The following is a 21977-nucleotide window of genomic DNA, read 5'->3' on the forward strand; positions in this document are numbered from 1 at the left end:
AAATGCGGCCAATATGTGGGTTCGAACAGCTGCGTCGCACGCCGCGACGAGCCGGCGCACGATACCAACGCCAAGCGGGGAACAACGATGGTTGCAAAATCACCCGATGCAAACCCGACGGCGGCCGAAACGCCGCTCTTGTCCGTTACCGCACCCGAGGCAGGACGCAAGCTGTTCGTGATCATGCGTTCGCCCGACGAACCGTTGCTCGCGCAACTACGCGACCTTGGCTGGGAAGTCTCGGTCGCGAAGACGGCCGGCGCCGCGCAGAACATGACATCCGGCGTCAACGTCGCGGCCGGGCTCATCGATTTCACCGGCTTCACGTCGCGCGACTATCCGGCGCTGAAGGCGTGTCTGAGCCAGCCCGCGATCGGCTGGATTTCCGTCGCGCAGGGCGGCGTCACGATCAGCGCCGCGGTGCGCGAGATGATTCGCAGCTACTGCTTCGACTACGTGACGCTGCCGTTGCCGTACGAATGGATTTCGCACGTGCTCGGCCATGCGCGCGGGATGGCCGCGCTCGATCGCGTCGACGGCGCCGCGTATGCGGCGTCGATCGGCGAGCACGGGATGATCGGCAACTGCGAGGCGATGCAGCAGTTGTTCAGCACGATTCGCAAGGTCGCGAAGACGGACGCGAGCGTGTTCATCTCCGGCGAGTCGGGCACCGGCAAGGAGCTGACCGCGCTCGCGATCCACGAGCGCTCGGTGCGCGGCAAGGGGCCGTTCGTCGCGATCAACTGCGGCGCGATTCCGCATCATCTGCTGCAATCCGAGCTGTTCGGCTACGAGCGCGGCGCGTTCACCGGCGCGAACCAGCGGCGCGCCGGGCGGATCGAGTCGGCGAACGGCGGCACGCTGTTCCTCGACGAAATCGGCGACATGCCGGTCGAGAGCCAGGCGAGCCTGTTGCGGTTCCTGCAGGAAGGGAAGATCGAGCGTCTCGGCGGGCAGGAATCGATTCCGGTCGACGTGCGGATCATCTCCGCGACGCACGTCGATCTCGACGGCGCGGTCGAGGCCGGACGCTTCCGCGCGGATCTCTATCACCGGCTCTGCGTGCTGCGCATCCACGAGCCGCCGCTGCGCGCGCGCGGCAAGGACATCGACATCCTCGCGCATTACGTGCTGCAGAAATACAAGGCCGACAGCGGCCGCAAGATCAGCGGCTTCACGTCGGCGGCGCTCGACGCGATGCGCCGCTACGAGTGGCCGGGCAACGTGCGCGAGCTGATCAACCGCGTGCGGCGCGCGATCGTGATGGCCGAGAGCCGGCTGCTGACGCCGCACGATCTCGGGCTCGACGTGCCGGGCGAAACGGAGCCCGTGACGCTCGAGCAGGCGCGCTCGCTCGCCGAGCGCACGGCGATCGAGAACGCGCTGCTGCGCAACGATCACCGGATCAACAAGGCGGCCGCCGAACTCGGCATTTCGCGCGTGACGCTGTACCGGATGATGATCGAGCACGGGCTCAACGATCACGACAACGGCGGCGAAAACGGCAAGGACGGCTCGCCGGCCGGCGACGCGGACAACCAGCGCGTCGGCTGAACGCGGCGCGTAACGGCGCTGCGGCGGGTCCCGGCCGTGCGCCCGTGCGCGGGCGATTCGCGGTTCTGTGTAAAGCCCGTGAAACGTTTCGTGCCGGCGTGCGCGCGAACCGGCGCGGCGATCGCCCGCCATGGCGCGCCGCACGCGCCGGGCAAATTTTCCACACCCGCGCCGAGCATCGGCCTGCGGCGTATTCCGCGTCGCCGTGCGGTCGCCGTTCCCCTATCGCGTGTTTCAGTTTTGAAACGTCAGGCCTGCTGGCGCCGGTTCGCGGCGCAAGTCGTCCGACGAAAGCCCCGTGGCGACGGGCCTGCGCGCGCCTGGCGCGCTCCTTGCGAATGTCGAGGTGCGAAAGTCGACGACGGGCATCCGGCCGGTTCGGCAGCACGACGGACGAACACGGCCGGAATCGAGCTCACGGGGAGGGCGGCGGCGCGCGCGACAGGCGCGCGCCGCGCGGCAAGGGCCGTCGTCGAGTCGCCGGAGCGCCGGGGTCTTCCGGACGCCGAAACAAGCAGCACAGCGACTACGGGGTACCAAAAATGAACCATCGTCACACGCCGCTGCCGGCTGGCCGCGATCGCAGCGATGCGTTGCATCGCCGCTCGAGCGCGCAGCGCGCGGCCGGCCGCCATGCATCGACAGGCCAGCTTTGCGCGCTCGGCGCGAGGCGGATCCGGCTGATTCCCGGCCATCCGCGTCGCGCCGGTGCTTTCACGCTCGCCAATCCGATCCGGATGGGCATGTGTGCGCGCGCGCGGGTGCCGCGACGCCCGATCTTCACGTTCTGACGTCGAGCGCTCGCGGCGTGGGGGAATCGTCCGCGATGCCGGCGATACGCGGCAGCGTGCCGCGCGAGACGAGCGACGAAACCGGTGCGGCAGTGGACGGCAGTAGCGCGCTGCCTTCATGTTTTGACGTCGAGCGTCCGTGCTTGCTGGCGGGAACGAACTGTCCGCGATGCCTGCGATACGCGGCGGCGTGCTGCGCGCCGCCGCATCAGCCCCATCACCCGCCGTAGATATCGAAGTCGAAGTACTTCGACGCCAGCCGTTTGTAGGTGCCGTCCTTGACCATGTCGAGGATCGCGCGGTCGATCTTCGCCTTCAGGTCGGTGTCTTCCTTGCGCAGCCCGATGCCGGCGCCGATGCCGAGCACCTTCTCGTCGACCAGCTCCGGCCCGACGAACTGATAACCCGCGCCGCGCGGCGACTTCAGGAAGCCGATCGCCGCCTGCACCTCGTCCTGCAGCGCGGCATCGAGGCGGCCGGCGGTCAGGTCCGCATAGACGCCGTCCTGGTTCTGGTACGACACGACGTTCGCACCCTGCTTCGCCCAGTACGCCTTCGCATACGCCTCCTGCGTGGTGCCCTGTTCGACGCCGATCGACTTGCCCTTCAGCGATTCGGCGGTCGGCAGCAACGGCGAGCCCTTCTTCACGACGAGACGGGTCGGCTGGTTGTAGATCTTCGTCGTGAAGCCGATCTGTTCCGCGCGCTGCGGCGTGATCGACATCGACGACAGCACCGCATCGAACTTCTTCGCCTTCAGCGCGGGGATCATCCCGTCGAAATCGTTCTCGAGCCACACGCACTTCGCCTTCAGCCGCGCGCAGATCTCGTTGCCGAGGTCGATGTCGAAGCCGACGAGCTTGCCGTCGGGCGCCTTCGATTCGAACGGCGCGTAGCTGGCATCGGTGCCGAACCGCAGCGTGGTCCAGTCCTTCGCGACGGCGGGGCCGGCCGATACCGCGAGCAGGGCGATCGAAACGGCGGCAATCAGTCTCTTCATGGTGGTTCCTTGGCGTGGTCGATCCGGTTCCGCGACGGCGCGGTGGGTGCATGGCCGCATCGCATGCCGCCGACTGTCCGCCCACCCATTAACGCAGAAAATAAAATATCAGTCCAGAATGGACAAAAAATATCGGAATGATCGGCGCAGAGGCGCCGCCGCAAAGGGGACGACCCTTGCATAAATGCGAAAATGGACTAATCTTGTTAGTAAATTCGTTTTGAGACTAACGATCATGTCACAGCCCGCCTTCGACCCACAGAATCCGGATCTCGCCCCGCCGCAGGCCTCGGTTGCGCAGATGTCGGCGGCCGGCCTGCGTGCGTTCTTCAACATCGCGCGCGACTGGGAGCTGACGATCGACGAGCAGCTCGTGCTGCTCGGGTCGCCCGGCCGCTCGACGTTCTTCAAGTGGAAGGCGTCGCCCGGCTCGGCGCGCCTGCCGCGCGACACGCTCGAGCGCCTATCGCTGCTGCTCGGCATCTACAAGGCCTTGCAGATTCTGCTGCCGCAGCCGGCCGCGGCCGACGCGTGGGTCAAGCGGCCCAACGACGCGGCGCCGTTCGGCGGCAAGCGCGCGCTCGACCGGATGCTGGCCGGCAACGTCGGCGATCTGGTCGCCGTGCGCCAATACCTCGACGCGATGCGAGGTGGCTGGGCGTGACGATGCCGATCGACGTGCAACCCTGGCCGACGACCGTCGTCGACTGGGCGCCTGCCTATCGTGTGATACCCACCCGCTTTCCCGCGATCAACCTGTTCGACCGCGTCGCATCGGCCGACGACTTCGACGCGCTGTATGCGCTCGAATCGCTGACCAACGACCGGATACGTCAGGAAGTCGGCACGCTGGCGCTCGTGCCGCCGGCCGAACGCCGCTATGGCCCCGGCTGGGGGCCGATCATGGCCGCGTTCACGCATCTGAACCCGCAGGGCAGCCGGTTTTCGGACGGCACCTACGGCGTGTTCTACTGCGGCCGTTCGCGCGCGACGGCGATCGCGGAGACGCGCTATCACAGCGGGCTGTTCCTCGCGGCGACGAAGGAGCCGCCGATGCGCCAGCAGATGCGGCTCTACACGGTGTATGCGCACGGCGACGTCGTCGACGTGCGCAGCTGGCCGCAGCGCCACCCGCAGCTGCTCGATCCGCTCGACTACAGCGCGGGGCAGGCGCTCGGCCGCGCCGTGCGCAATGCGGGCGGCGCGGGCATCGTCTATCCGTCGGTGCGCGACCCGGACGGCGAATGTATCGCCGCGTTGCGCACGACGCTGCTGCGCGACTGTCATCACGCCGCGTACCTCGAATACAACTGGAACGGCAGCGCGGTCGATGCGGTGTTCGAACTGAATCAGGTCGGTTAGCGCAACGCGCTGCGTGCGCACGGGAACCGCGGCGTCACGGCAGCGGCAGATCGGCCGCGCGACGTGCGCGTGCGTCGGCCTGACTGAGCGACCAGCTCCGGCCGGTGTGCGGCTCGACGATCGTCAGCCGCCCGGACGGCGCGAACGCGCCCGTGTCGATGAACCATTGCGCGCCGATGCGCTGCAGGTCGCGCACCGGCGTGTGGCCGGTGCAGGTCAGCGACAGCCCGGCCTGCAACGCCGGGTCGGCGAGGCCCTGGACCAGATCGCGCCCCCAGATCAGCCGCTCGCGCACGTCGTGCGAGTAGCTGCCCGTGTCGAGCTCGTCGTCGCTGCCGAAGAATTCCGCGTGCAGCACGTTGAAACGCTCGGGACCGTCGCCGATCACGCGCACGAGCGGCAGCGCGTCGACGCGCGCGGCATGCGCCTGCAGCAGTTGCGGCGGCAAGTCGGCGCCCCAGTCGCCGCCGATGCCGCGCCACGCGTCGGCCGACAGCTTGCCGCGTGCGACGAGGCTCAGCACTTCCTCATGATTGCCGCGCACCGCATGGCACCACGGACGATCGAGCAGCTCGAGCGCGGTTTCCGACGCGGGGCCGCGGTCGACCAGATCGCCGACCGAAAACAGCCGGTCGCGCGCCGCATCGAAGCCGACGTCGTACAGCAGCGCGCGCAGCACGTCCACGCAGCCGTGCAGATCGCCGACGACGAAGTCGCGGCCCGTCGTATTGGCGGGATGGCGGCACAGGGAGGAAGTCATCCAGATATCTTAGGCGCTCGCGACCATCGCAACCTGGTGCCGGAATGGCGATAATCGGCGCCGTGCGCCCCGGCGCGTGCGCAGCGGGCAGCCGCGTGCCGGCCGAACCCTTTCCATCCGCTTTCGGAATGCAACGATGACGCTTTATCCGCAGGTATTACGCAACCGGCCGCGCATGGTGGCCGCCTTCGTCGCGGGCGTGCTGTGCGCCGTATTGCTGCCGTTTCCGCTGCGGTCGGCCGCGCGCGTGCTGATCGGCTGGGACTGCGCGGTGTGGCTGTATCTCGCGCTGATGTGGGCGCGCATGATCACGGCGCACCACCACAAGGTGCGCGAAATCGCGATCCGCGAGGACGAGAATGCGACGACCGTGCTGACGGTCGTGTGCATCGCGACGGTCGCGAGCATCGCCGCGATCGCGTTCGAGCTTGCGACCGCGAAGAGCGTCGGCTTTCGCGTCGGGCTCGGCCATTACGCGATCACCGGCGCGACGCTGTTCGGCGCATGGTTCCTGATCCCGACCATCTTCACGCTGCATTACGCGCGGCTCTATTACGGCTCGCCGTGCGCCGACCGCGCGCTGCGCTTTCCCGACGACCATCCGGAGCCCGACTACTGGGACTTCCTCTATTTCGCGTTCACCCTCGCGGTCGCGTCGCAGACGGCCGACGTGTCGCTCGCGAGCCGCGCCGCGCGCCGCTCGGCGCTCGCGCAGTCGATCCTGTCGTTCTACTTCAACATGGCCGTGCTCGGGCTGTCGATCAACGTCGCGGCGGGGTTGTTGGGCTGAGGCGCGCGCTCACGCGGCTCGCCGCAGCGCGATCCACGCGCCCCAGAACAGGCTCGAAAAGAAGCGCAGCGGCGCATCGAACCCGGCGTCGTGCAGCAGCGCAAACACGGCTTCCTCGGACGCCGGCGGGTCCGCGCCTTGCAGGATCTTCGCGAGCTGCGCGCGCACCGCGTCGGGTGTCGCTCCGGCCATGCGCCAGCGTTGCTGCCAGGCATCGAGCAGGCGAGGGTGGTCGGCGTAACGGCGATGGTTGCCCGCGATGACGAGCGGCGCGCCCGGCTTCAGGCGACGTGCGATCGCATCCAGCAGCGCGGCCTTCGCCGCGTCGCCCGGGACGTGATGCAGGACGCCGATCAGCGTCGCGCCGTCGAACGCGGGAGCATCCGGCAGCGCGTCGACCCCGGCTTCGACGAACTGCGTGCGCGCGCCGCAACCGGCCGCTTCGACGCCGGCGCGCGCGAGCGCGAGCATCGGCGCCGACGGATCGACGGCCGTGAATTGCCAGCCCGGCTCGAGCGCACCGGTCACGCAGATCTCGCGGCCCGTGCCGCCCGCTCCTGCGATGAGGATCCGCGCATCGGGCGCGCCGATCGCCGCCGCGAGCATGCATGTGGACAGTTCGTGGCACGCGTCGTAACCGGCGAGCGCGATGCGCGACTGTTCGGCGTATTCGTGCGCGCGGGCAGGATCGAATTTTGCGGCGCTGGCGGGGAGCGACATCGCGGATTCCTCGGGTTCGTGGCGCGGACGACCTGCCCGCGCGCGTTGGCCCGAGCGTAAGCGGGCGGGCCGCGGCCCAACAAGACCAGCGGCCATTCCGGTATGCAGACTACCCGCCATCGGGGCCGATCGCCCCGCGTTCGCTCAGGGTCGATTCGTATTAAAAATGGATCGTTCGGATTGCGTCGCAGTCGCCAAAACGGCGCATACTTTTCATCCCCCCCTGCCTGGCCGTCGCATGCCGGGCGCCATGCGCCGCGTCGAATGCGGCCATGCTGCTCGGCCCGCACGAGGAGCGCACGATGTCAGATTGTTCGCACGATCCGTATGCGCAGCACTACATCCACTGCCTGCCGTTCGGTGCGCAGCCCTGCGGTGCGCATGGCGCGCCGCCGCGCACGCATTTCCGCGTGTGGGCGCCGGGCAGTACCGAGGTCCAGCTCGAACTCGATACCGGCCACGGCCCGACGCTCGTCCCGATGACGGCGGCCGGTCCGAACTGGTTCGAAGCGTTCGTCGAATGCGGCGCGGGCGCACGTTATCGCTACCGCCTCGACGATGCCGTGTCGATCCCCGATCCCGCATCGCGTTCGCAGCCCGACGGGCTCAACGGCCCGAGCGAAGTCGTCGATGCGCGCGCTTTCACGTGGCGCAACACGTTCTGGCGCGGGCGTCCCTGGGAGGACATCGCGCTCTATGCGATCCGGCCGCACGCGGCGGGCGGCTTCGACGGCGTGCGCCGCCGGCTGCCGCAGCTCGCACGGCTCGGCATCACGGCGCTGGAGCTGCTGGCGTCGCCGCACGACAGCCTGCCGTTCGCGCCGCTCGCGGCGGACGGCGGCCCGCACGCGCTGAAGGCGCTGATCGACGACGCGCACGGCTACGGCCTCGCGGTGCTGCTCGAGCTCGACTACTCGCGCTTCGGCAGCGGCACCGACGCGCTGCGCCATTACGCCGCGCCGTTCTTCCATATGCGCGACGATCCGCTGCAGGCGGCGCCGCTCGCGCTCGACCATCCGGACGTCTGCGACTTCTTCTGCGACAACGCGCTGTACTGGCTCGACGAGTACCGCTGCGACGGCCTGCGGCTGCGCGAAGCCGACCGGATCGGCGCGTCCTGGCTGCGCGAGATCGCCGATCGCGTGCACGCCGCGGAGCCGGCCGACCGGCTGATCCATCTCGTGCTCGGCAGCGAGCGTCATCCGGTGCATCTGGCCGACACGCACTTCGATGCGCAGTGGAACGGTTGCGGCGAACGAGCGCTGCATCGGCTGACGTGCCGCGACGCGGTCGCTCACGACGGCATCTCGATGCACCAGTCGATCCACACGCTCGCGCGCGCGCTGACGGCGTCGGGCGCGGCGTTCCAGCCGGCCACGCCCGACGGCGGCGCGATGCTCGACGGCTTGTCGCTGACGTCGCTGGTGCTCACCGATGGCGCGTGGCAGGGCGCCGCATCCGGCGAGCAAGGGCAGGCGGCCGGCCTCGCGGCGCTCGCGCTGTCGCTGCTCACGCCGCAGATTCCGCTGATCTTCGACGAAACCGCGCGCGATACCGAGCGCGCGCATTTCGTGCAGTCGGCGCTGGCGGTGCGTGCGAAGCTGATCGCGCCGCGCTTGTCCGATTGCCGCCCGCAGGACGCGCGTACGCTGAAGGCGGGCGGCGACGGCGAAGCCGATGCGCTGCTCGCGTCGTGGCGTCTGGCCGACGACGAGACGCTGACGATCGCGCTGAACCTGTCGCCCGAGGCGGTGCCGTTCGACGCGCCGTGCGGGCGCGTCGTGTTCGAGACGCCGGCACGCGCGCGCGATCGCATCGATGAAGGCGAGTTGCCGCCGTACTCGCTCGTCGCCTGGCTGACGGGCGACGTCAACGGCTATGCGCTCACGCACGACGTACGGCGAATCGACCGCGGCGCATGGCGCACGCGGCCTGCCGAGCCGAACCACGGCTGACGCGCGCAGCGGCGCGCGGCCGACCTACCAGAAGCCCCGAATGCCGGCGACGCCGTGGGCGCCGTGGCGGCGTGCGTCGTCCAGATGCGCGCGCGTCATGCCGCCGAGCGCATAGACGGGCATCGCCGCCTGCGCGGCCAGCGCGGCGAACGCGCTCCAGCCGAGCGTCGGCGCGCCGGGATGGCTGAGCGTCGGCAGCACGGGCGACAACGTGACGAAATCCGCGCCGACGCGTGCGGCCAGTGCGAGGTCGTGCGCCGTATGACACGCGGCCGACACGCGGCGCGCGGGCGGCAGCGGCCGCCGCGCGACGGCGCGCAGCGCGGCGCCGTCGAGGTGCCAGCCCGCGCCGTCGAGCCGCATGACGCCGGCGGCGTCGATCGGGCCGTTGAGCATCAGCTGCGCGCCGGCGGCATCGCAGCGCGCGAGCGCATCGGCCGCGAGACGCGCGAACGCGGCCGCGTCGAGCGATTTGACGCGCAGCTGCACGAGCGTCTCGCCGCGCGCGAGCACGGCCGACAGCCGCTCGAGCAACGCGCGGCAAGCGGCCGCCGACGCGGACGCCGGCTCCGGCGTGATCACGCAGCAGCGGGGCAGCGCGACGCTCATCGCGCGCCGCGCGCGCGGGCCGTCATTCGTCGGCCTCTTTCGCGAGCTTCGGATAGACGCGCACCAGCACGATGCGCGGCCCGTTCATCTTCTTCACGACGACGTCGAAGCGGTCGAACGACACGCGCTGGCCTTCGGTCGGCAGATCGCTCAACGCCTGGATCACCAGGCCGCCGACCGATTCCGCGCGGCCCTCGTCGATGTCGATGCCGAGCGCCTGCTCGAGCGACACGACCGGCAGGCTGCCCTTGCCCATCAGCGTGCCGTCGTCGAGGCGGCTCCAGTCCGCGTCGCCCTGGCGGAACTCGTCGTGAATCTGGCCGACCAGCGCGCCGAGCAGGTTGTCGAGCGTCAGGAAGCCGATCGGCTTTGCGCCCTTGTCCCCCACCAGCGCGAAGTGCGGCGCGCCCTTGCGGAAGCGGCGAAACAGCTCGAGCGCCGGCGTGTCGGGCTTCACGTACTGCACCGGACGCACGTAATCGGACAGATCCTCCAGCGCCGCGCCGGCGTGACGCGCGAGCAGCAGGTCCTTCAGGTGGATCAGCCCGCTCACCTGCTCGCGCGCCGCATCCTCGAACAGCGGATAGCGGCTGAAGCGGTGCCGCGCGACGATCTCCATGTTGTCGGGCAGCGGCAGGTCGCGCCGCAGGCCGATCATTTCGTGCGCGGGACGCATCAGGTCCGACACCGTCATCGACGAGAAGTCGAGCGAATGCGCGAGCGTGTTCCATTCGTCGTTGGTGTAGGCGCCGCGCGCCGGCTGCGCGGCATTGCCGGCCGCGCTGCGGCGGCTGCGCAGGATCAGCTTCAGCTCGTCGGTCGAATAGTGCGCATCGCCGCCGTGATCGGCCGACAGCCCCGCGAGCCGCAGCACCGCGTTCGCGCTGGTGTTGAGCACCCAGATCGCCGGATACATCGCCCAGTAGAACGCGTAGAGCGGCAGCGCCACCCACAGGCCGATCTTCTCCGGCTGCCGGATCGCCATCGACTTCGGCGCAAGCTCGCCGACCACGATGTGCAGGAACGAGATCAGCGAGAATGCGAACACCAGGGAAATCAGATGCACGATGCGTTCGGAATGCACGCCGAGCAGGTCGAGCAGCGGGCCGAGCAACTCGGCGAAGGCGGGCTCGCCGACCCAGCCGAGGCCGAGCGACGCGAGCGTGATGCCGAGCTGGCACGCCGACAGGTACGCGTCGAGCCGGCCGTGCACGATCGCGAGGATGCGCCCGCTCAGGCCGTGCTTGCGTGCGAGCGTCTTGACGCGCGTGCCGCGCAGCTTGACGAGGCCGAATTCGGCCGCAACGAAAAAGCCGTTCAGGGCCACCAGCAACAACGCGCCGATCAGCGCGAAGATTTGTAACAAGGAATTGCTCCGGACATGACAGGCCCGTCAGTATAGGGCCGGAAAGGAAACCGTAATGTGTCGGGCTGCCGATCGATTACACCGGCGCCTCGCAGGGGATCGACAGCGTCAGGGTGACGGCCGCGCCGTCGGCGAACGGCGTATGCGTGAACGTGCCGCCGTGAGCGAGTGCGACGCGCTGGCACAGCGCGAGCGTCCATGCGACGCGCTTTGCGTCGCGCGTGCGCAGCATCTCTTGGCGCGCGAACGCTTCGAATGCGTGCGGCAGCGCCGGATCGGCGAGCGCGGCGGCATGCACCGTGCACTCGGCGCGCACGACGTACTGGGCGCCGTCGCGCGTGCAGGCGGCCGTCACGCGGCCGCCCGCGGCGCTGGCTTCGACGGCCGTGGTCAGCATCGTCCACAGCGCCTGTGCGAGCCGCGCGCGGTCCGCGCGCAGCGTCGGTTCGCCGTCGGGCAGCGTTGCGTCGATGCTCACCTGCCGGGCGTCGGCGAGCGCGAAGCGCGTCAGCTCGAGCGTGTCGTCGAGCAACGCGCGCAGCGCGAACGAATGCGGCGCGATCGGCAGCGCGCGGGTTTGCGCGCGCGGCGCGTCGAGCACGTCGTCGAGCAGCGCGACCTGCTGTTCGATCCCGGTGCGGATGCCCGCGAGCGCGCGCTGCACGTTCGCATCGGCGCCGGCGAGCTGACGCTCGAGCACGTACGCCCAGCTGTGCATCGCATTCAGCGGGCTGCGCAGATCGTGCGACGCGGTCGAAAGCGCCTGGTCGCGCAGGAACAGCGCGGCCTCGGCGGCGTAGTGCGCTGCGCGTTCGCGCAGCAGGTCGGCGGCGGGTTCGACGGGAAGGGACGTCACGGAGCGGGCCTGTCGGAAGCGGTTGGCATGAACGAGATACGAGCCCACATTATAGGGATCGCTCGCGTCATGCCGGCAGCGCGTCCTCGTCCTTTTTCCGCGCGTCGCCGTTCGGCAGCAGCTGGCACGCGAGCAGGCCGGCCAGCATCAGCGCGCAGCCGAGCAGCGCGCGCAGCGTCAGCGTTTCGCCGAGCGCGGCCCAGCCGGCGATCGCCGCGAACACGCCTTCCATGCTGAAGATCACGGCCGCGTGCGCGGGTGCCGCATCGCGCTGCGCGACGACCTGCAGCGTATAGCCGACGCCGACCGACAGCAGCCCGCCGTACAGCAGCGTCGGCAGCGCGTGCGCGAGCGTCGCCGCGCTGAGCGGCTCGATCGCGAGCCCGACCGCCAGGCACGCCGCGCCGCAGGTGGCGAACTGCAGGAACGCGAGCACGAGCGGATCGTAGCGCTTCGCGAAATGGCCGACGGCCATCACGTGCGCGGCGATGATCACCGCGCCGGCGAGCTGGAACCAGTCGCCGTACAGCACCGCGAAATGCTCGTCGATGCTGAGGAAGTACAGGCCGATCGCCGCCAGCAACGCGCCGAACCAGGTGCCTGTGCCGATCCGGTGGCGGGCGAACACGCCCATCAGCGGCACGATCACGACGTACAGCGAGCTGATGAAGCCCGCATTCGCGATCCGCGTGTACTGCAGGCCGACCTGCTGCAGCGAGATCGATACCGCGAGCAGCGCGCCCAGCGCGACGCCGGGCAGCAATTGCGCGGGCGTGCGGCGTATCGACGCGCACTGCGCGCGCGACGCGGCGTTCAGCGCGAGCAGCGGGACCAGCACCAGCGCGCCGAGCAGGAACCGCAGCCCCGTGAACAGGAACGGGCCGATCACGTCGAGGCTCAAGCGCTGCGCGACGAAGGCGGAGCCCCAGATCGCGGCGGCTGCGAGCATCAACAGGTTGGCACGGACATGCTTGCGGGCTTCGGGTGTCATCGGAATAGGGCGGAGGCGTGCGGCGGGCGAAACCCGCTAGTTTACGCCGAGATTGCAAGGCTGTCGGCAAACCTGCGGAGCGCGACGGCGGCGCGCGCGTCGCGCACCCGCGAATACAGCACCACCTGCGAATGCGGCAGCGGCGGCAGCCCGAATTTCGCGCCGACGTCGGCCAGCGTGCGCGGCGCCACGCGCCGCGCGAGCGGGCAGACGGCCAGCCCGGCCGCCGCCGCGGCCGTGACCGCCGCAATGCCGCCGCCCGTGAAGCGCTCGCGCCAAGGCAGCCCCGCATGATCGAGCGCGCGCAGCGCGGCCGCGCGCACGCCGCACGGGCCGGCCAGCACCGCGAGCGGCAGCGGCTCGCCGGCGCGCGGCGCCCAGTCGGGCGCGGCGAGCCACGACAGCGGCTCGGTGAACAGCAGCGTCGCGTCGTCGCGCGGCGGATCCTCCCCCGGTTCATGGCGGACGATCGCCGCGTCGAGTCGCCGTTCGTCGTATTGCGCGAGCAGGCTCGTCGACGTCCCCAGGTGCATTTCCAGCATCAACCCGGGATCTTGCCGGTGCAGGCTCGTCAGCACGGCCGGCAGGTCGGGCACGGCCACGTGCTCGCTGACGCCCAGCGACAGCCGATGCGTACCCGCCGAAATCGCGCCGAGCGCCCGTTCGTGCGCATCGAGCAGCGTGCGCGCGGCCGGCAGGAAATTCTCGCCGTCGGGCGCGAGCTTCACGACGCGCGGCGTGCGCGCGAGCAGCGGCTTGCCGAGGTGCGCTTCGAGCCGTTTCAGCTTCAGGCTGACGGCCGATTGGGTGGTGCCGAGCGCGTCCGCGGCGCGCGTGAAGCTCGCGAGATCGGCCACCAGCACGAACGCACGCACTGCATCAAGGTCGAGAACTTTCATTTCAAGTGTAAATGGATGAAATATTCGGAAATGACTGTTCATTATAGTTCGCGGCCCCTAACCTGACGTGGCGTTTTCGCTTGTTCAACGTCATCGAAAGGAGCAGGACCATGCCATTCACCCGTATCGCGTTGCGCGAAGGCAAACCGGCCGCATATCGCGCGGCGCTCGTCGACGGCGTGCATCGCGCGCTGATGCACACGTTCAACGTGCCCGAGGACGACATCTTCATGGTCGTGACCGAGCACGCGGCGGAGAACTTCGTGTTCGGCCGCCGCTATCTCGACATCGAGCGCAGCGACGACCTGGTCATGATCCAGATCACCGCCAACAACACGCGCACGCTCGAACAGAAGCAGGCGCTGTATCGGACCATCGTCGCGAACCTCGCGCAGCAGCCCGGCGTGCGCCCGCAGGACGTATTCATCAGCCTGGTCGAAGTGCTGAAGGAGGACTGGTCGTTCGGCAACGGCATCGCGCAATACGTCGTTTGACCTGCGGCATCGCGGCGGGACCGGATCGTCGTCCGCGCCCGTTCGTGCCGTGTACTATGGAAGCTGCTTCACGGACGACGCCGGCGCACGATGCGCCGGCGGTTTTTCATGTGCAGGAGCTTCCATGTCGCGTGTGCTGGAAATCGTGTTGTCCTTGTCGCTGGAAAGCTGGCCGGTGAAGGCCGCAAGCCGCGTCCGCGGCGGATCGCGCGACTTCGGCGCGGAGCTGGTGCGCGCGTGGCGAATCTGCCCGCAAGTGCGGATGCGTCGCGGCCACGAGCGCGTGACGATCGAGCCGTGCCGGATCGACGAGGCCGAGCCGGACGCCGGCGGGCGCTGGTGCACGTGGGTCGAGTCGACGGCGCACGGGCCGCGGGTCGTCGCGTCGCGCACGAGGCCGTTCGCGCCGGGCGTCGTCGAGCGCGAGCTGTTCGACGCGGAGCATGCGGGGATTGCCGTCGCCGCGCAGTGCGCCGACGCGCGGCCGGCAGATGCGGAAGCGGAAGCGGATGCGGAGAATGACGCCCAGCCGGGCGCCGCAGACGACGGCGCGACGGCCACCGCCGTCGACGAAGCGGCGCGCGCCGCCGCGTCCGGGGCCGGCCCGCTGCGGCTCGTCAGCGAACGCCGTCGCGGGCGCTGGGCCGACGACAGCGGCGTGGTGGTCGAGATGACGCTCGACGACGTGACGCTGCACGGCGCCGACGACGGCGGCGCGCCGCCGCGCCGCCACGTCGAGTTGCGCCTCGCGGCGCCCGACTGGGAAACGCCTGCCGCGCGCACCGCGGCGCTGCATGCGCTGTTCGCGGCGGCGCGCGAACTGAGCGGCGCGTGGCCCGCCTTCGTGCAACTGGCGAGCGTGATCGACCGCACCTGCGCCGGCGAGCCGGCGATCGCCGGGCCGGTCAAGGCGCAATCGGTCGACCTGACCGGCCTGCGTACGCAGCGCGCCGCGCTGTTCGCGTTGTGCGGCGACATCGCCGCGCAATGGCTCGGCAACGAGAGCGGCGTGCTCGAACGCGACGATCCCGAATTCGTCCATCAAATGCGCGTCGCGTTGCGGCGTTTGCGTACGCTCGCGCGGCTGTTTCCGCGCTTCGCGGACGAGCGCTGGAAGGACGCCTTCGGCGCGGACCTGCGCTGGCTTGCCGCGCTGCTCGGCACGGTGCGCGACTGGGACGTGTTTTCGACCGAAACGCTGCCTGCGCTGGCCGCGGCCGATGGCGGCGGCGCCGACTGGGACGGCACGCTCGACGCGTCGCGCGCGCACGCGCGCAGCGCGCGTGCCGAGCTGCGTCAGGCGCTGCATTCGGCGCGCTATGCGCGGCTGACGCTCGGCTGGCTCGAATGGCTCGGCACGCTCGCGCTGCCGCCGGACGCCGACGACGATGCGCCGTCGCTGCGGCGTCACGCGACCAAGCGCGTGCGGCGGCTGTTCGGTCACCTCTACGCGGTGCCGTCGCTCGGCTCGCTCGATACGGCTGCGCGGCATCGCGTGCGGATCGACGCGAAGCGGCTGCGCTATGCGCTCGAATTCTTCGCGTCGCTCGCGTCGCGCCGCACGCGCAACGAAACGGTGAAGACGCTCGCGCGCGTGCAGAGCGTGCTGGGCGACGCGAACGACATGATCGGCGCGCTGCGTCATCTCGAGCAGCTGGGCGCGCCCGCCTACCAGCTGGGCTTCGTGCGCGGTTACGGCGCCGCGCTCGAACGGCGCGCGGCGGCCGACGCCGAGACGCTGCTCGCCAGCCTGCGCGCGCCGAAGCTCGACGGCCGGGCGCGCTGAGCGGCGCGCGCCCGCGTCCCTATTCGCGTTCCTATAATGGCCGCCCGTATTCTTCCGACAGACCGATGACCGACGCGTCGCCTCCTTCTTCCTCCGCCGAACCGCTCGCACTGGGCGGCGAACTTTGGCTGCGCGCCGGGCCGCAGACGCTCGGCGGCGCGAACCGCATCGCGCTGCTCGCGGCGATCGGCGAAACCGGCTCGATCACGCGCGCGGCGAAGGCCGTCGGGCTCAGCTACAAGGCCGCCTGGGATGCGATCGACACGATGAACAACCTGGCCGGCGAGCCGCTCGTCACGCGTTCGACCGGCGGCAAGGGCGGCGGCGGCACGACACTGACGCCGCGTGCCGCATCGCTGATCGCCGCGTACCGCACCATCGAGCGCGAGCATCGGCGCTTCATCGAGGCCGCCAGCGCGGCGGTGTCCGGTTTCGACGTCGACTGGGCGCTGATCGGGCGGATCGGGATGAAGACGAGCGCGCGCAATCAGCTGTTCGGCAAGGTCGCGGCGATCGTGCGCGGCACGGTGAACGACGAGGTGACGCTCGCGCTGCCGGGCGGCCAGACGATCGTCGCCGTGCTCACGCACGAAAGCGCCGATGCGCTCGCGTTGCGGCCGGGCGCCGATGCCTGTGCGCTCGTGAAGGCGTCGTGGGTCGTGTTGGCCGTCGACGACGACGCAGATCGCGAGGCTGGCGCCATCTCGAAAATATCGGCGCGCAACCAGCTGCACGGTACCGTCGACACCATCGCGGCGGGCGCGGTCAACAGCGAGGTGACGCTTGCGCTCGACGGCGGCGGCACGCTCACCGCCGTGATCACGAACGAGAGTGTCGGCGCGTTGCAGCTCGAGGCCGGGCGGCGCGCGATCGCGCTGTTCAAGGCGTCGAGCGTGATTCTGGCGGTGACGGGCTGAGCGGGATGGCGGCGAGGTGACGCTTGCGCTCGACGGCGGCGGCATGCTCGCCGCCGTGATCACGAACGACAGTGCCGGCGCGTTGCGGCTCGAGGCCGGACGGCGCGCGATCGCGCTGTTCAAGGCATCGAGCGTGATTCTGGCGGTGACGGGCTGAGCGGGATGGCGGCGGCACGCTCACTGCCGTGATCGCGAACGAGAGTGTCGGCGCGTTGCGCCTCGACTTCGGGCGGCGCGCGATCGCCGGCGGCGTTACAGACTAACCGTGCGATAGCAGCCGCGCCGCTCACCCGCCACATGCGCGCTGCGCTCGCGCGTTCGTAGCATTGCGCCTCATGCCGCCGCTGCGACTCCGGTCGCGCGCACACCGCGCCTCGCGCGCTCGTGCGTCGGCATGCTCACGTCACGCGCGATGGCCACGCCGCGGGCGGCGTCGCGGCCTGCACGCGCCCGTCGCTGAGTTGCACGACCTGATCGCCGAAGGCGGCGACGTCGTCGGGATCGTGCGAAATCAGCACCATCGGGATATCGAGCCGCGCCTGTAGCTCGGCCAGCTCGTGACGCATGCGCTGACGCATCGTGCGGTCGAGCGCGGCGAACGGCTCGTCGAGCAGCAGGATGCGCGGCTGCGAGACCAGCGCGCGCGCGAGCGCGACGCGCTGTTTCTGCCCGCCCGACAGCTGCGCCGGAAACTGCCCGGCTAGCGCGTCGAGCTCGAACGCGTGCAGCCAGTACGCGACTTCCGGCGGCACCGCGTTCGCGCGCGGGTTGCGCAGCCCGCCGGTGAGCCCGAACGCGATGTTCTGACGCACGTTCAGATGCGGGAACAGCGCGTAGTCCTGGAACAGATAGGCGACGCGGCGCGCGCGGGTCGGCACGTCGATGCCGCGCGCGGCGTCGAACAGCGCTTCGCCGTTCAGCGTGATCGTGCCTTCGTCGGGCGCGAGCAAGCCGGCGATCGCCTGCAGCGTCATGCTCTTGCCGGCGCCCGAAGGCCCGAACAGCACGACGCGCTGCGTATCGGCCGTGAACGACACGTCGAGCGTGAAGCGGCGCTCCGTGTTCGCGTAGGTCTTGCGGATAGCCACGGCGAGGCTCATGCAAGCCTCCGTCGCGCACGCGTAGCCGTTCGAGCGCCCGTCGCGCGCGGCGCCGTACTGCGATGCGGATGCGGCGTGCGTGTCATGTCGGTTCGCTCCGGGCCGCGCGCGCGGGCACGAGCCAGCCGGCTGCGAGCAGTACGAGCACGCAGGTGATCGACGTCACGATCACCAGGAAGTTGGCCGTGCCGTCGTCGCCGGCCTGCACCGCCGCATAGATCGCGACCGACAGCGTCTGCGTGCGGCCGGGCAGGTTGCCGGCGATCATCAGCGTCGCGCCGAATTCGCCCAGTGCGCGCGCGAACGCGAGCAGTGCGCCGGCCAGAATGCCGCGCGCGGCGAGCGGCAGCGTCACGCGGAAGAACACCGCGGCTTCGCCGAGCCCGAGCGTGCGCGCCGCGCGTTCGAGATGCGGATCGACACCCTCGAACGCGGCGCGCGCCGATTTCAGAATGAGCGGAAAGGCCACGACCATCGACGCGATCACCGCGCCCCGCCACGTGAACACCAGCTCGATGCCGAGCCGGTCGAGCCAGGCGCCGAGCCAGCCGCGCCGGCCGAGCAGCACGAGCAGGTAATAGCCGAGCACCGTCGGCGGCAGCACCAGCGGCAGCGTCAGCAGCGAATCGAGCAGATCCCGCAGCGGCGAGCGCCAGCGGGCGAGCATGAAGGCAGCCGCGACGCCGAGGACGATGTCGAGCGCCGTCGCCCAGCCGGCCACTTTCAGCGACAACAGCAGCGGCACCCACGCGTCCTGCATCATGCGGCGCTCACTTGCCCGCGGGCTTGAAGCCGAACGTCGACAGCACGGCCTGCCCCTGCGGCGACACGACGAAATCGATGAACGACTGCGCCTGCGCGGCATGGCGGCTGTCCTTGACGACCGCGATCGGATAGGTGATGGGCGTCTGCGTCGGCACGGTCAGCGCGACCTTCACGCGACCGGGCATGATCGCCGCGTCGGTGCCGAACACGAAGCCGGCATCGACTTCACCGCGCGCGACGTAGTCGAGACTCTGGCGCACGTTGGCGGCCAGTACGCCCTTCGCGCTGACGGCGTCCCATACGCCCGCCGCACGCAGCGCGCCTTCGGTGTAGCGGCCGACCGGCACCGACGCCGGGTCGCCGTACGCGATGCGCTTCACGCCGGGCCCACTCAGATCTTTGAGCGTGGTCGGTGCCGGCGTGCGGCTGTCGGCCGGCACGATCAGCACGAGCGAGTTCGCGGCGAAATCGCGGCGCGTGCCGGGCACGATGACCTTTTCGCCGACCGCGCGATCCATCGCCTTCTGATCGGCCGACGCGAACACGTCGGCCGGCGCGCCCTTGGCGATCTGCTGCATCAGCACGTCCGACGCGCCGAAGTTGAACAGCACTCTGGTTTCGGGGTGCTGCTTCTGGTAGGCGTCGCCGACCGCCTTGAACGCGTTCGTCAGGCTGGCCGCGGCCGACACGACGAGCTCGTCGGCGGCGCGGGCCGGCGCGCTGAACGCGATGGCGACGCCGAGCGCGGCGCACGGCAGCAGGCGGAGCAGGGTACGGCGAAGCGGGCGGGCGGTCGGGCGCATGGTCGGGTCGTCTGAACGGTCGAAAACCGTAATCGTAATATAGCGCCGGTTATAACGCTCGGCATACTGCAGATGCGGCGCTGCGCATGACGGGACGGAACGTGGAAAAAGGCGCTGGAACGACGGCTGCGTGCGGACTCAGGCGTGCAGCGGCGCCGACGCGGCGGTGCGGTGCAGCGTGGACGGCTGCGACGCCGGCCGATAGTTCGGATTGGCCTTCCAGCGTGCGCGCACGAACGGCCGCTCGTGCCCCGACAGCTCGAGCGCGACGCGCGTGACCCAGCGGTGCGACGGCACCGTGATGCCGTGCAGCGCAACGGTTACGAGCGCGAGGCTGGCGACCACGGCCGGCACCGACCAGCGATGCGGCACGGCGTGCCACGAGCCCGCGATGAACGCCAGCGCGGCGAGCGCGCCGACGATGCAGCCCGTGATGGCTTCGGACGGCGAATGCGCGGCGAGCGCGACGCGCGACACGCCGACCGCAATGCCGGCCGCGAGGCCGAGCGCGACGCCGGCGATCCGCACGGCGGTGCGCATGCGGATCAGCGCGAGGAACATTGCGACCGGATAGACCGACGTCGACAGCATTGCATGGCCGCTGAACCCGGTGAAATCCCACGCGCGGATGCCGATACCCCAGCCGAGGAATGCGATCTTGGTCAGCGCGACGACGCCGATCGCGCCCGCGAGCACGCCGAGCCACGCGGCCGAGCGCTGCCACGAGTAGCCGAGCGCGAGCCATACGGCGATCGTGATCGCGAGCGGCAACGTCAGGCCGGCGCCACCGAACGCGGTGATCGTGATCCACAAGTGAGCGGGCAGGTCGAACATCGGGAAGGGAACGAGCTGAGGCGGGACGAATGCTTGAATCAACGCGCGAGCCGGGCAGAACGACTACAACGGATACGTGCGGCCAAACCCCAGTATAGCGCCGCGCCTGATCGAGGCCCGTTTTTCGCCGGTCGATGGAACTACCGCGGCGCAGGAAAAATCTCATGAACAGTGTTATGGTGCATTGCACAAACTTAAACGATGCGCTCCTGCGTCGTGCCCTTTTTTACTGAATGCGAGCTCGATCGATGACCAAAAGTCTGACGAAGGTATGGCTGGGCGGCATGAAACGCATGCTGTCTCCGGCTGCGCAGCGCGCTGCGCGCGATGCGCAGCGGATCGCACGTGAAACGCTGGAGGCCGCCGCGGCGCCCATTGCGGCCGAGCTGTCGCCGGTGCGCGAGTCGCGCGTGCGTCCGCGCGCGGCGGCATGGGCAACCGGCGAATGGACGCGCGGCGAGCATCCGATGGCGCCCGCGCTCGGCCGGCTGGTCCAGCAGCTTGCGTACGCGCTGTACGTGCCGCAGGGCCGCCGGCGCGGTCCGATGCCGCTCGTCGTGATGCTGCACGGCTGCCAGCAATCGGCCGACGAATTCGCGCAAGGCACGCGGATGAATCTGCTGGCCGATCAGCACGGGTTCGCCGTGCTGTATCCGGAGCAGTCGATGCGCGCCCATGCGCACGGTTGCTGGCACTGGTATGAGGATACCGACCGGGCGGGCCGCGGCGAAGCCGATGCCGTCGCGTCGCTGGTCGATGCCGTCGTCGACGAGCACGGCTTCAACGCCTCGCGCGTATACGTGGCCGGCCTGTCGGCCGGTGCCGGCCTCGCGACGTTGCTGGCGCTGCACCATCCGGAGCGCTTCGCGGCGGTCGCGCTGCACTCCGGGCCGGCGCTCGGCGAAGCCAATTCCGGGATCAGCGCAATGGACGTGATGCGCCGCGGCCTGCGGCAGAACCCGGCCGCGGCGGTCGATGCGCTCGTCGATGCCGGCGCGTATCCGGGCATGCCGGCGCTGATCGTTCAGGGCGATGGAGATCACGTCGTCGCGCCGAAGAATGCCGATCAGCTGGCCGTCCAGTTCATGCGTCTGAACGGGCTGGCGGACAGCCGCGGCGCGCTGCGCGGCGGCGAGCGCGTGGAAACGCGGTCGGCCGGCGCGCAAATCACCGAGGTGCGACGGGAAGGCGTGCCGGTCGTGCGCCTGTGTCACGTGAAAGGGCTCGATCATGCATGGGCCGGCGGCGACGAAGCGGTGCCGTTTCACGCGGCCGTTGGTCCCGACGCGAGCGCGATGATCTGGTCGTTTTTCGAAAGCAATCGCCGCACTGTGGCGACGGAACGACGGGTGGTGTGATCGATGCTGGCAAGGAACTAGGGTTTTCCCTATAATACGGGAAAACCCTAGTCAAAGACCTTTCCGATAGCGAGATCGAACATGTACCTGCTGAGCCACCTCTTCCTGATGCTGACCAAGAACGCCGACCGGGCCGCGAAAGAGCGCGCCGACGCATACCTGGCGGAAGCGACCGACATTTACGACCTCGAATTCCGTATGCGCAAGATCGATCGCGAAGCGGCGATGAACCGTCCGTTCTCGATCGGCGCCCGCTAAGCGGCGCGA

Annotated in this window: 24 protein-coding genes; 12 read left to right on the forward strand and 12 right to left on the reverse strand. The window is 69.9% G+C overall.

All coding sequences use genetic code 11. From position 1 onward, the window contains the following. Positions 1 to 87: 87 nt before the first annotated feature. Both EX20_RS24030 and EX20_RS24035 read left to right on the forward strand, forming a co-directional pair. Positions 88 to 1554: a sigma-54 dependent transcriptional regulator gene (locus EX20_RS24030; protein WP_011881549.1), complete on the forward strand. Its 1467-nt coding sequence runs from the start codon at positions 88 to 90 to the stop codon at positions 1552 to 1554. Between the two features lie 542 nt (positions 1555 to 2096). Then, positions 2097 to 2345: a hypothetical protein gene (locus tag EX20_RS24035; RefSeq protein WP_014724625.1), complete on the forward strand. Its 249-nt coding sequence runs from the start codon at positions 2097 to 2099 to the stop codon at positions 2343 to 2345. Positions 2346 to 2562: 217 nt separating this feature from the next. Here EX20_RS24035 and EX20_RS24040 read toward each other — a convergent pair whose 3' ends face one another. Then, positions 2563 to 3345 (reverse strand): ABC transporter substrate-binding protein, encoded by a 783-nt coding sequence (locus EX20_RS24040; RefSeq protein WP_034194975.1) that lies wholly within the window; start codon positions 3343 to 3345, stop codon positions 2563 to 2565. Positions 3346 to 3580: 235 nt separating this feature from the next. Here EX20_RS24040 and EX20_RS24045 point away from each other — a divergent pair, with 235 nt between their 5' ends. Continuing rightward, positions 3581 to 4009, forward strand: a complete 429-nt coding sequence (locus tag EX20_RS24045; protein WP_034194976.1) for an MbcA/ParS/Xre antitoxin family protein — start codon at positions 3581 to 3583, stop codon at positions 4007 to 4009. A 2-nt stretch (positions 4010 to 4011) separates the two neighbouring features. Then, on the forward strand, positions 4012 to 4707 hold the full coding sequence (locus EX20_RS24050) for an RES family NAD+ phosphorylase (protein WP_034194977.1): 696 nt from the start codon (positions 4012 to 4014) through the stop codon (positions 4705 to 4707). A gap of 34 nt (positions 4708 to 4741) precedes the next feature. Here EX20_RS24050 and EX20_RS24055 read toward each other — a convergent pair whose 3' ends face one another. Next, entirely contained in the window at positions 4742 to 5467 is a 726-nt protein-coding gene (locus tag EX20_RS24055) for a metallophosphoesterase (RefSeq protein WP_034194978.1), read from the reverse strand. Positions 5468 to 5603: 136 nt separating this feature from the next. Here EX20_RS24055 and EX20_RS24060 point away from each other — a divergent pair, with 136 nt between their 5' ends. Further along, a complete protein-coding gene (locus EX20_RS24060) occupies positions 5604 to 6257 on the forward strand; it encodes a DUF1345 domain-containing protein (protein ID WP_014724630.1) in 654 nt (217 codons plus the stop codon). Positions 6258 to 6266: 9 nt separating this feature from the next. Here the strand turns inward: EX20_RS24060 and EX20_RS24065 are convergent, their stop codons facing one another. Next, on the reverse strand, positions 6267 to 6977 hold the full coding sequence (locus EX20_RS24065) for a class I SAM-dependent methyltransferase (RefSeq protein WP_034194979.1): 711 nt from the start codon (positions 6975 to 6977) through the stop codon (positions 6267 to 6269). Positions 6978 to 7279: 302 nt separating this feature from the next. On the opposite strand from EX20_RS24065, the gene EX20_RS24070 reads away from it, so the two are divergent. Further along, complete coding sequence (locus EX20_RS24070) at positions 7280 to 8932, forward strand: DUF3459 domain-containing protein (RefSeq protein ID WP_034195056.1); 1653 nt, start codon at positions 7280 to 7282, stop codon at positions 8930 to 8932. A 24-nt stretch (positions 8933 to 8956) separates the two neighbouring features. Here EX20_RS24070 and EX20_RS24075 read toward each other — a convergent pair whose 3' ends face one another. The 5 genes from EX20_RS24075 to EX20_RS24095 all read right to left on the reverse strand — a co-directional run bounded on the left by EX20_RS24075 (position 8957) and on the right by EX20_RS24095 (position 13653). Next, on the reverse strand, positions 8957 to 9541 hold the full coding sequence (locus EX20_RS24075; RefSeq protein ID WP_034194980.1) for a thiamine phosphate synthase: 585 nt from the start codon (positions 9539 to 9541) through the stop codon (positions 8957 to 8959). 22 nt (positions 9542 to 9563) lie between these two features. After that, a complete protein-coding gene (locus EX20_RS24080; protein ID WP_011881559.1) occupies positions 9564 to 10907 on the reverse strand; it encodes a hemolysin family protein in 1344 nt (447 codons plus the stop codon). 76 nt (positions 10908 to 10983) lie between these two features. After that, positions 10984 to 11763, reverse strand: coding sequence for a sensor histidine kinase (locus EX20_RS24085; RefSeq protein ID WP_034195057.1), 780 nt, complete (start codon positions 11761 to 11763; stop codon positions 10984 to 10986). 67 nt (positions 11764 to 11830) lie between these two features. Further along, the gene (locus EX20_RS24090; RefSeq protein WP_014724636.1) at positions 11831 to 12754 is read right to left on the reverse strand and encodes a DMT family transporter; all 924 of its coding nucleotides are present in this window, start codon (positions 12752 to 12754) and stop codon (positions 11831 to 11833) included. Positions 12755 to 12795: 41 nt separating this feature from the next. Continuing rightward, entirely contained in the window at positions 12796 to 13653 is an 858-nt protein-coding gene (locus EX20_RS24095; protein ID WP_034194981.1) for a LysR family transcriptional regulator, read from the reverse strand. Positions 13654 to 13763: 110 nt separating this feature from the next. Between EX20_RS24095 and EX20_RS24100 the strand changes: the two genes are divergently transcribed. The 4 genes from EX20_RS24100 (at position 13764) to EX20_RS31335 (ending at position 17007) form a co-directional block, all read left to right on the forward strand. Continuing rightward, complete coding sequence (locus EX20_RS24100; protein WP_034194982.1) at positions 13764 to 14147, forward strand: tautomerase family protein; 384 nt, start codon at positions 13764 to 13766, stop codon at positions 14145 to 14147. A 124-nt stretch (positions 14148 to 14271) separates the two neighbouring features. Continuing rightward, complete coding sequence (locus EX20_RS24105) at positions 14272 to 15933, forward strand: CHAD domain-containing protein (protein WP_034194983.1); 1662 nt, start codon at positions 14272 to 14274, stop codon at positions 15931 to 15933. Positions 15934 to 15998: 65 nt separating this feature from the next. Then, positions 15999 to 16850, forward strand: a complete 852-nt coding sequence (locus tag EX20_RS24110) for a TOBE domain-containing protein (protein WP_034194984.1) — start codon at positions 15999 to 16001, stop codon at positions 16848 to 16850. Positions 16851 to 16866: 16 nt separating this feature from the next. Further along, positions 16867 to 17007 (forward strand): TOBE domain-containing protein, encoded by a 141-nt coding sequence (locus EX20_RS31335; RefSeq protein ID WP_081054335.1) that lies wholly within the window; start codon positions 16867 to 16869, stop codon positions 17005 to 17007. 241 nt (positions 17008 to 17248) lie between these two features. On the opposite strand, the gene EX20_RS24115 is transcribed toward EX20_RS31335, so the two are convergent. The 4 genes from EX20_RS24115 to EX20_RS24130 form a co-directional block, all read right to left on the reverse strand. Beyond that, positions 17249 to 17950 carry an ATP-binding cassette domain-containing protein gene (locus tag EX20_RS24115; RefSeq protein WP_034194985.1) on the reverse strand — a complete coding sequence of 234 codons (702 nt, stop codon included), beginning with the start codon at positions 17948 to 17950 and terminating at the stop codon, positions 17249 to 17251. 82 nt (positions 17951 to 18032) lie between these two features. Further along, positions 18033 to 18710, reverse strand: a complete 678-nt coding sequence (modB, locus tag EX20_RS24120; protein ID WP_034195058.1) for a molybdate ABC transporter permease subunit — start codon at positions 18708 to 18710, stop codon at positions 18033 to 18035. A 10-nt stretch (positions 18711 to 18720) separates the two neighbouring features. Continuing rightward, complete coding sequence (modA, locus tag EX20_RS24125; protein WP_034194986.1) at positions 18721 to 19518, reverse strand: molybdate ABC transporter substrate-binding protein; 798 nt, start codon at positions 19516 to 19518, stop codon at positions 18721 to 18723. 138 nt (positions 19519 to 19656) lie between these two features. Next, positions 19657 to 20352 carry a phosphatase PAP2 family protein gene (locus EX20_RS24130; protein WP_014724646.1) on the reverse strand — a complete coding sequence of 232 codons (696 nt, stop codon included), beginning with the start codon at positions 20350 to 20352 and terminating at the stop codon, positions 19657 to 19659. Positions 20353 to 20600: 248 nt separating this feature from the next. Here EX20_RS24130 and EX20_RS24135 point away from each other — a divergent pair, with 248 nt between their 5' ends. Together EX20_RS24135 and EX20_RS31340 are read left to right on the forward strand one after the other, a co-directional pair. After that, the gene (locus EX20_RS24135) at positions 20601 to 21710 is read left to right on the forward strand and encodes an extracellular catalytic domain type 1 short-chain-length polyhydroxyalkanoate depolymerase (RefSeq protein WP_034194987.1); all 1110 of its coding nucleotides are present in this window, start codon (positions 20601 to 20603) and stop codon (positions 21708 to 21710) included. A gap of 81 nt (positions 21711 to 21791) precedes the next feature. Beyond that, complete coding sequence (locus EX20_RS31340; RefSeq protein WP_011881571.1) at positions 21792 to 21968, forward strand: DUF3563 family protein; 177 nt, start codon at positions 21792 to 21794, stop codon at positions 21966 to 21968. The last annotated feature ends 9 nt before the right edge of the window (positions 21969 to 21977 follow it).

This window comes from Burkholderia sp. WP42, assembly GCF_000745665.1.
GTDB lineage: Bacteria > Pseudomonadota > Gammaproteobacteria > Burkholderiales > Burkholderiaceae > Burkholderia > Burkholderia vietnamiensis.

Excerpts from the sequence above, each read along its gene's own strand:
- EX20_RS24110 (WP_034194984.1), top strand. The coding sequence starts at position 15,999 with ATGACCGACGCGTCGCCTCCTTCTTCCTCCGCCGAACCGCTCGCACTG.
- EX20_RS24040 (WP_034194975.1), bottom strand. The coding sequence starts at position 3,345 with ATGAAGAGACTGATTGCCGCCGTTTCGATCGCCCTGCTCGCGGTATCG.
- EX20_RS24050 (WP_034194977.1), top strand. The coding sequence starts at position 4,012 with ATGCCGATCGACGTGCAACCCTGGCCGACGACCGTCGTCGACTGGGCG.
- EX20_RS24045 (WP_034194976.1), top strand. The coding sequence starts at position 3,581 with ATGTCACAGCCCGCCTTCGACCCACAGAATCCGGATCTCGCCCCGCCG.
- EX20_RS24105 (WP_034194983.1), top strand. The coding sequence starts at position 14,272 with ATGTCGCGTGTGCTGGAAATCGTGTTGTCCTTGTCGCTGGAAAGCTGG.
- EX20_RS24095 (WP_034194981.1), bottom strand. The coding sequence starts at position 13,653 with ATGAAAGTTCTCGACCTTGATGCAGTGCGTGCGTTCGTGCTGGTGGCC.
- EX20_RS24060 (WP_014724630.1), top strand. The coding sequence starts at position 5,604 with ATGACGCTTTATCCGCAGGTATTACGCAACCGGCCGCGCATGGTGGCC.
- EX20_RS24130 (WP_014724646.1), bottom strand. The coding sequence starts at position 20,352 with ATGTTCGACCTGCCCGCTCACTTGTGGATCACGATCACCGCGTTCGGT.
- EX20_RS24030 (WP_011881549.1), top strand. The coding sequence starts at position 88 with ATGGTTGCAAAATCACCCGATGCAAACCCGACGGCGGCCGAAACGCCG.
- EX20_RS24075 (WP_034194980.1), bottom strand. The coding sequence starts at position 9,541 with ATGAGCGTCGCGCTGCCCCGCTGCTGCGTGATCACGCCGGAGCCGGCG.
- EX20_RS24100 (WP_034194982.1), top strand. The coding sequence starts at position 13,764 with ATGCCATTCACCCGTATCGCGTTGCGCGAAGGCAAACCGGCCGCATAT.
- EX20_RS24090 (WP_014724636.1), bottom strand. The coding sequence starts at position 12,754 with ATGACACCCGAAGCCCGCAAGCATGTCCGTGCCAACCTGTTGATGCTC.
- EX20_RS24065 (WP_034194979.1), bottom strand. The coding sequence starts at position 6,977 with ATGTCGCTCCCCGCCAGCGCCGCAAAATTCGATCCTGCCCGCGCGCAC.
- modB (WP_034195058.1), bottom strand. The coding sequence starts at position 18,710 with ATGCAGGACGCGTGGGTGCCGCTGCTGTTGTCGCTGAAAGTGGCCGGC.
- EX20_RS31340 (WP_011881571.1), top strand. The coding sequence starts at position 21,792 with ATGTACCTGCTGAGCCACCTCTTCCTGATGCTGACCAAGAACGCCGAC.
- EX20_RS24055 (WP_034194978.1), bottom strand. The coding sequence starts at position 5,467 with ATGACTTCCTCCCTGTGCCGCCATCCCGCCAATACGACGGGCCGCGAC.
- EX20_RS24070 (WP_034195056.1), top strand. The coding sequence starts at position 7,280 with ATGTCAGATTGTTCGCACGATCCGTATGCGCAGCACTACATCCACTGC.
- EX20_RS24115 (WP_034194985.1), bottom strand. The coding sequence starts at position 17,950 with ATGAGCCTCGCCGTGGCTATCCGCAAGACCTACGCGAACACGGAGCGC.
- EX20_RS24135 (WP_034194987.1), top strand. The coding sequence starts at position 20,601 with ATGACCAAAAGTCTGACGAAGGTATGGCTGGGCGGCATGAAACGCATG.
- EX20_RS24035 (WP_014724625.1), top strand. The coding sequence starts at position 2,097 with ATGAACCATCGTCACACGCCGCTGCCGGCTGGCCGCGATCGCAGCGAT.
- modA (WP_034194986.1), bottom strand. The coding sequence starts at position 19,518 with ATGCGCCCGACCGCCCGCCCGCTTCGCCGTACCCTGCTCCGCCTGCTG.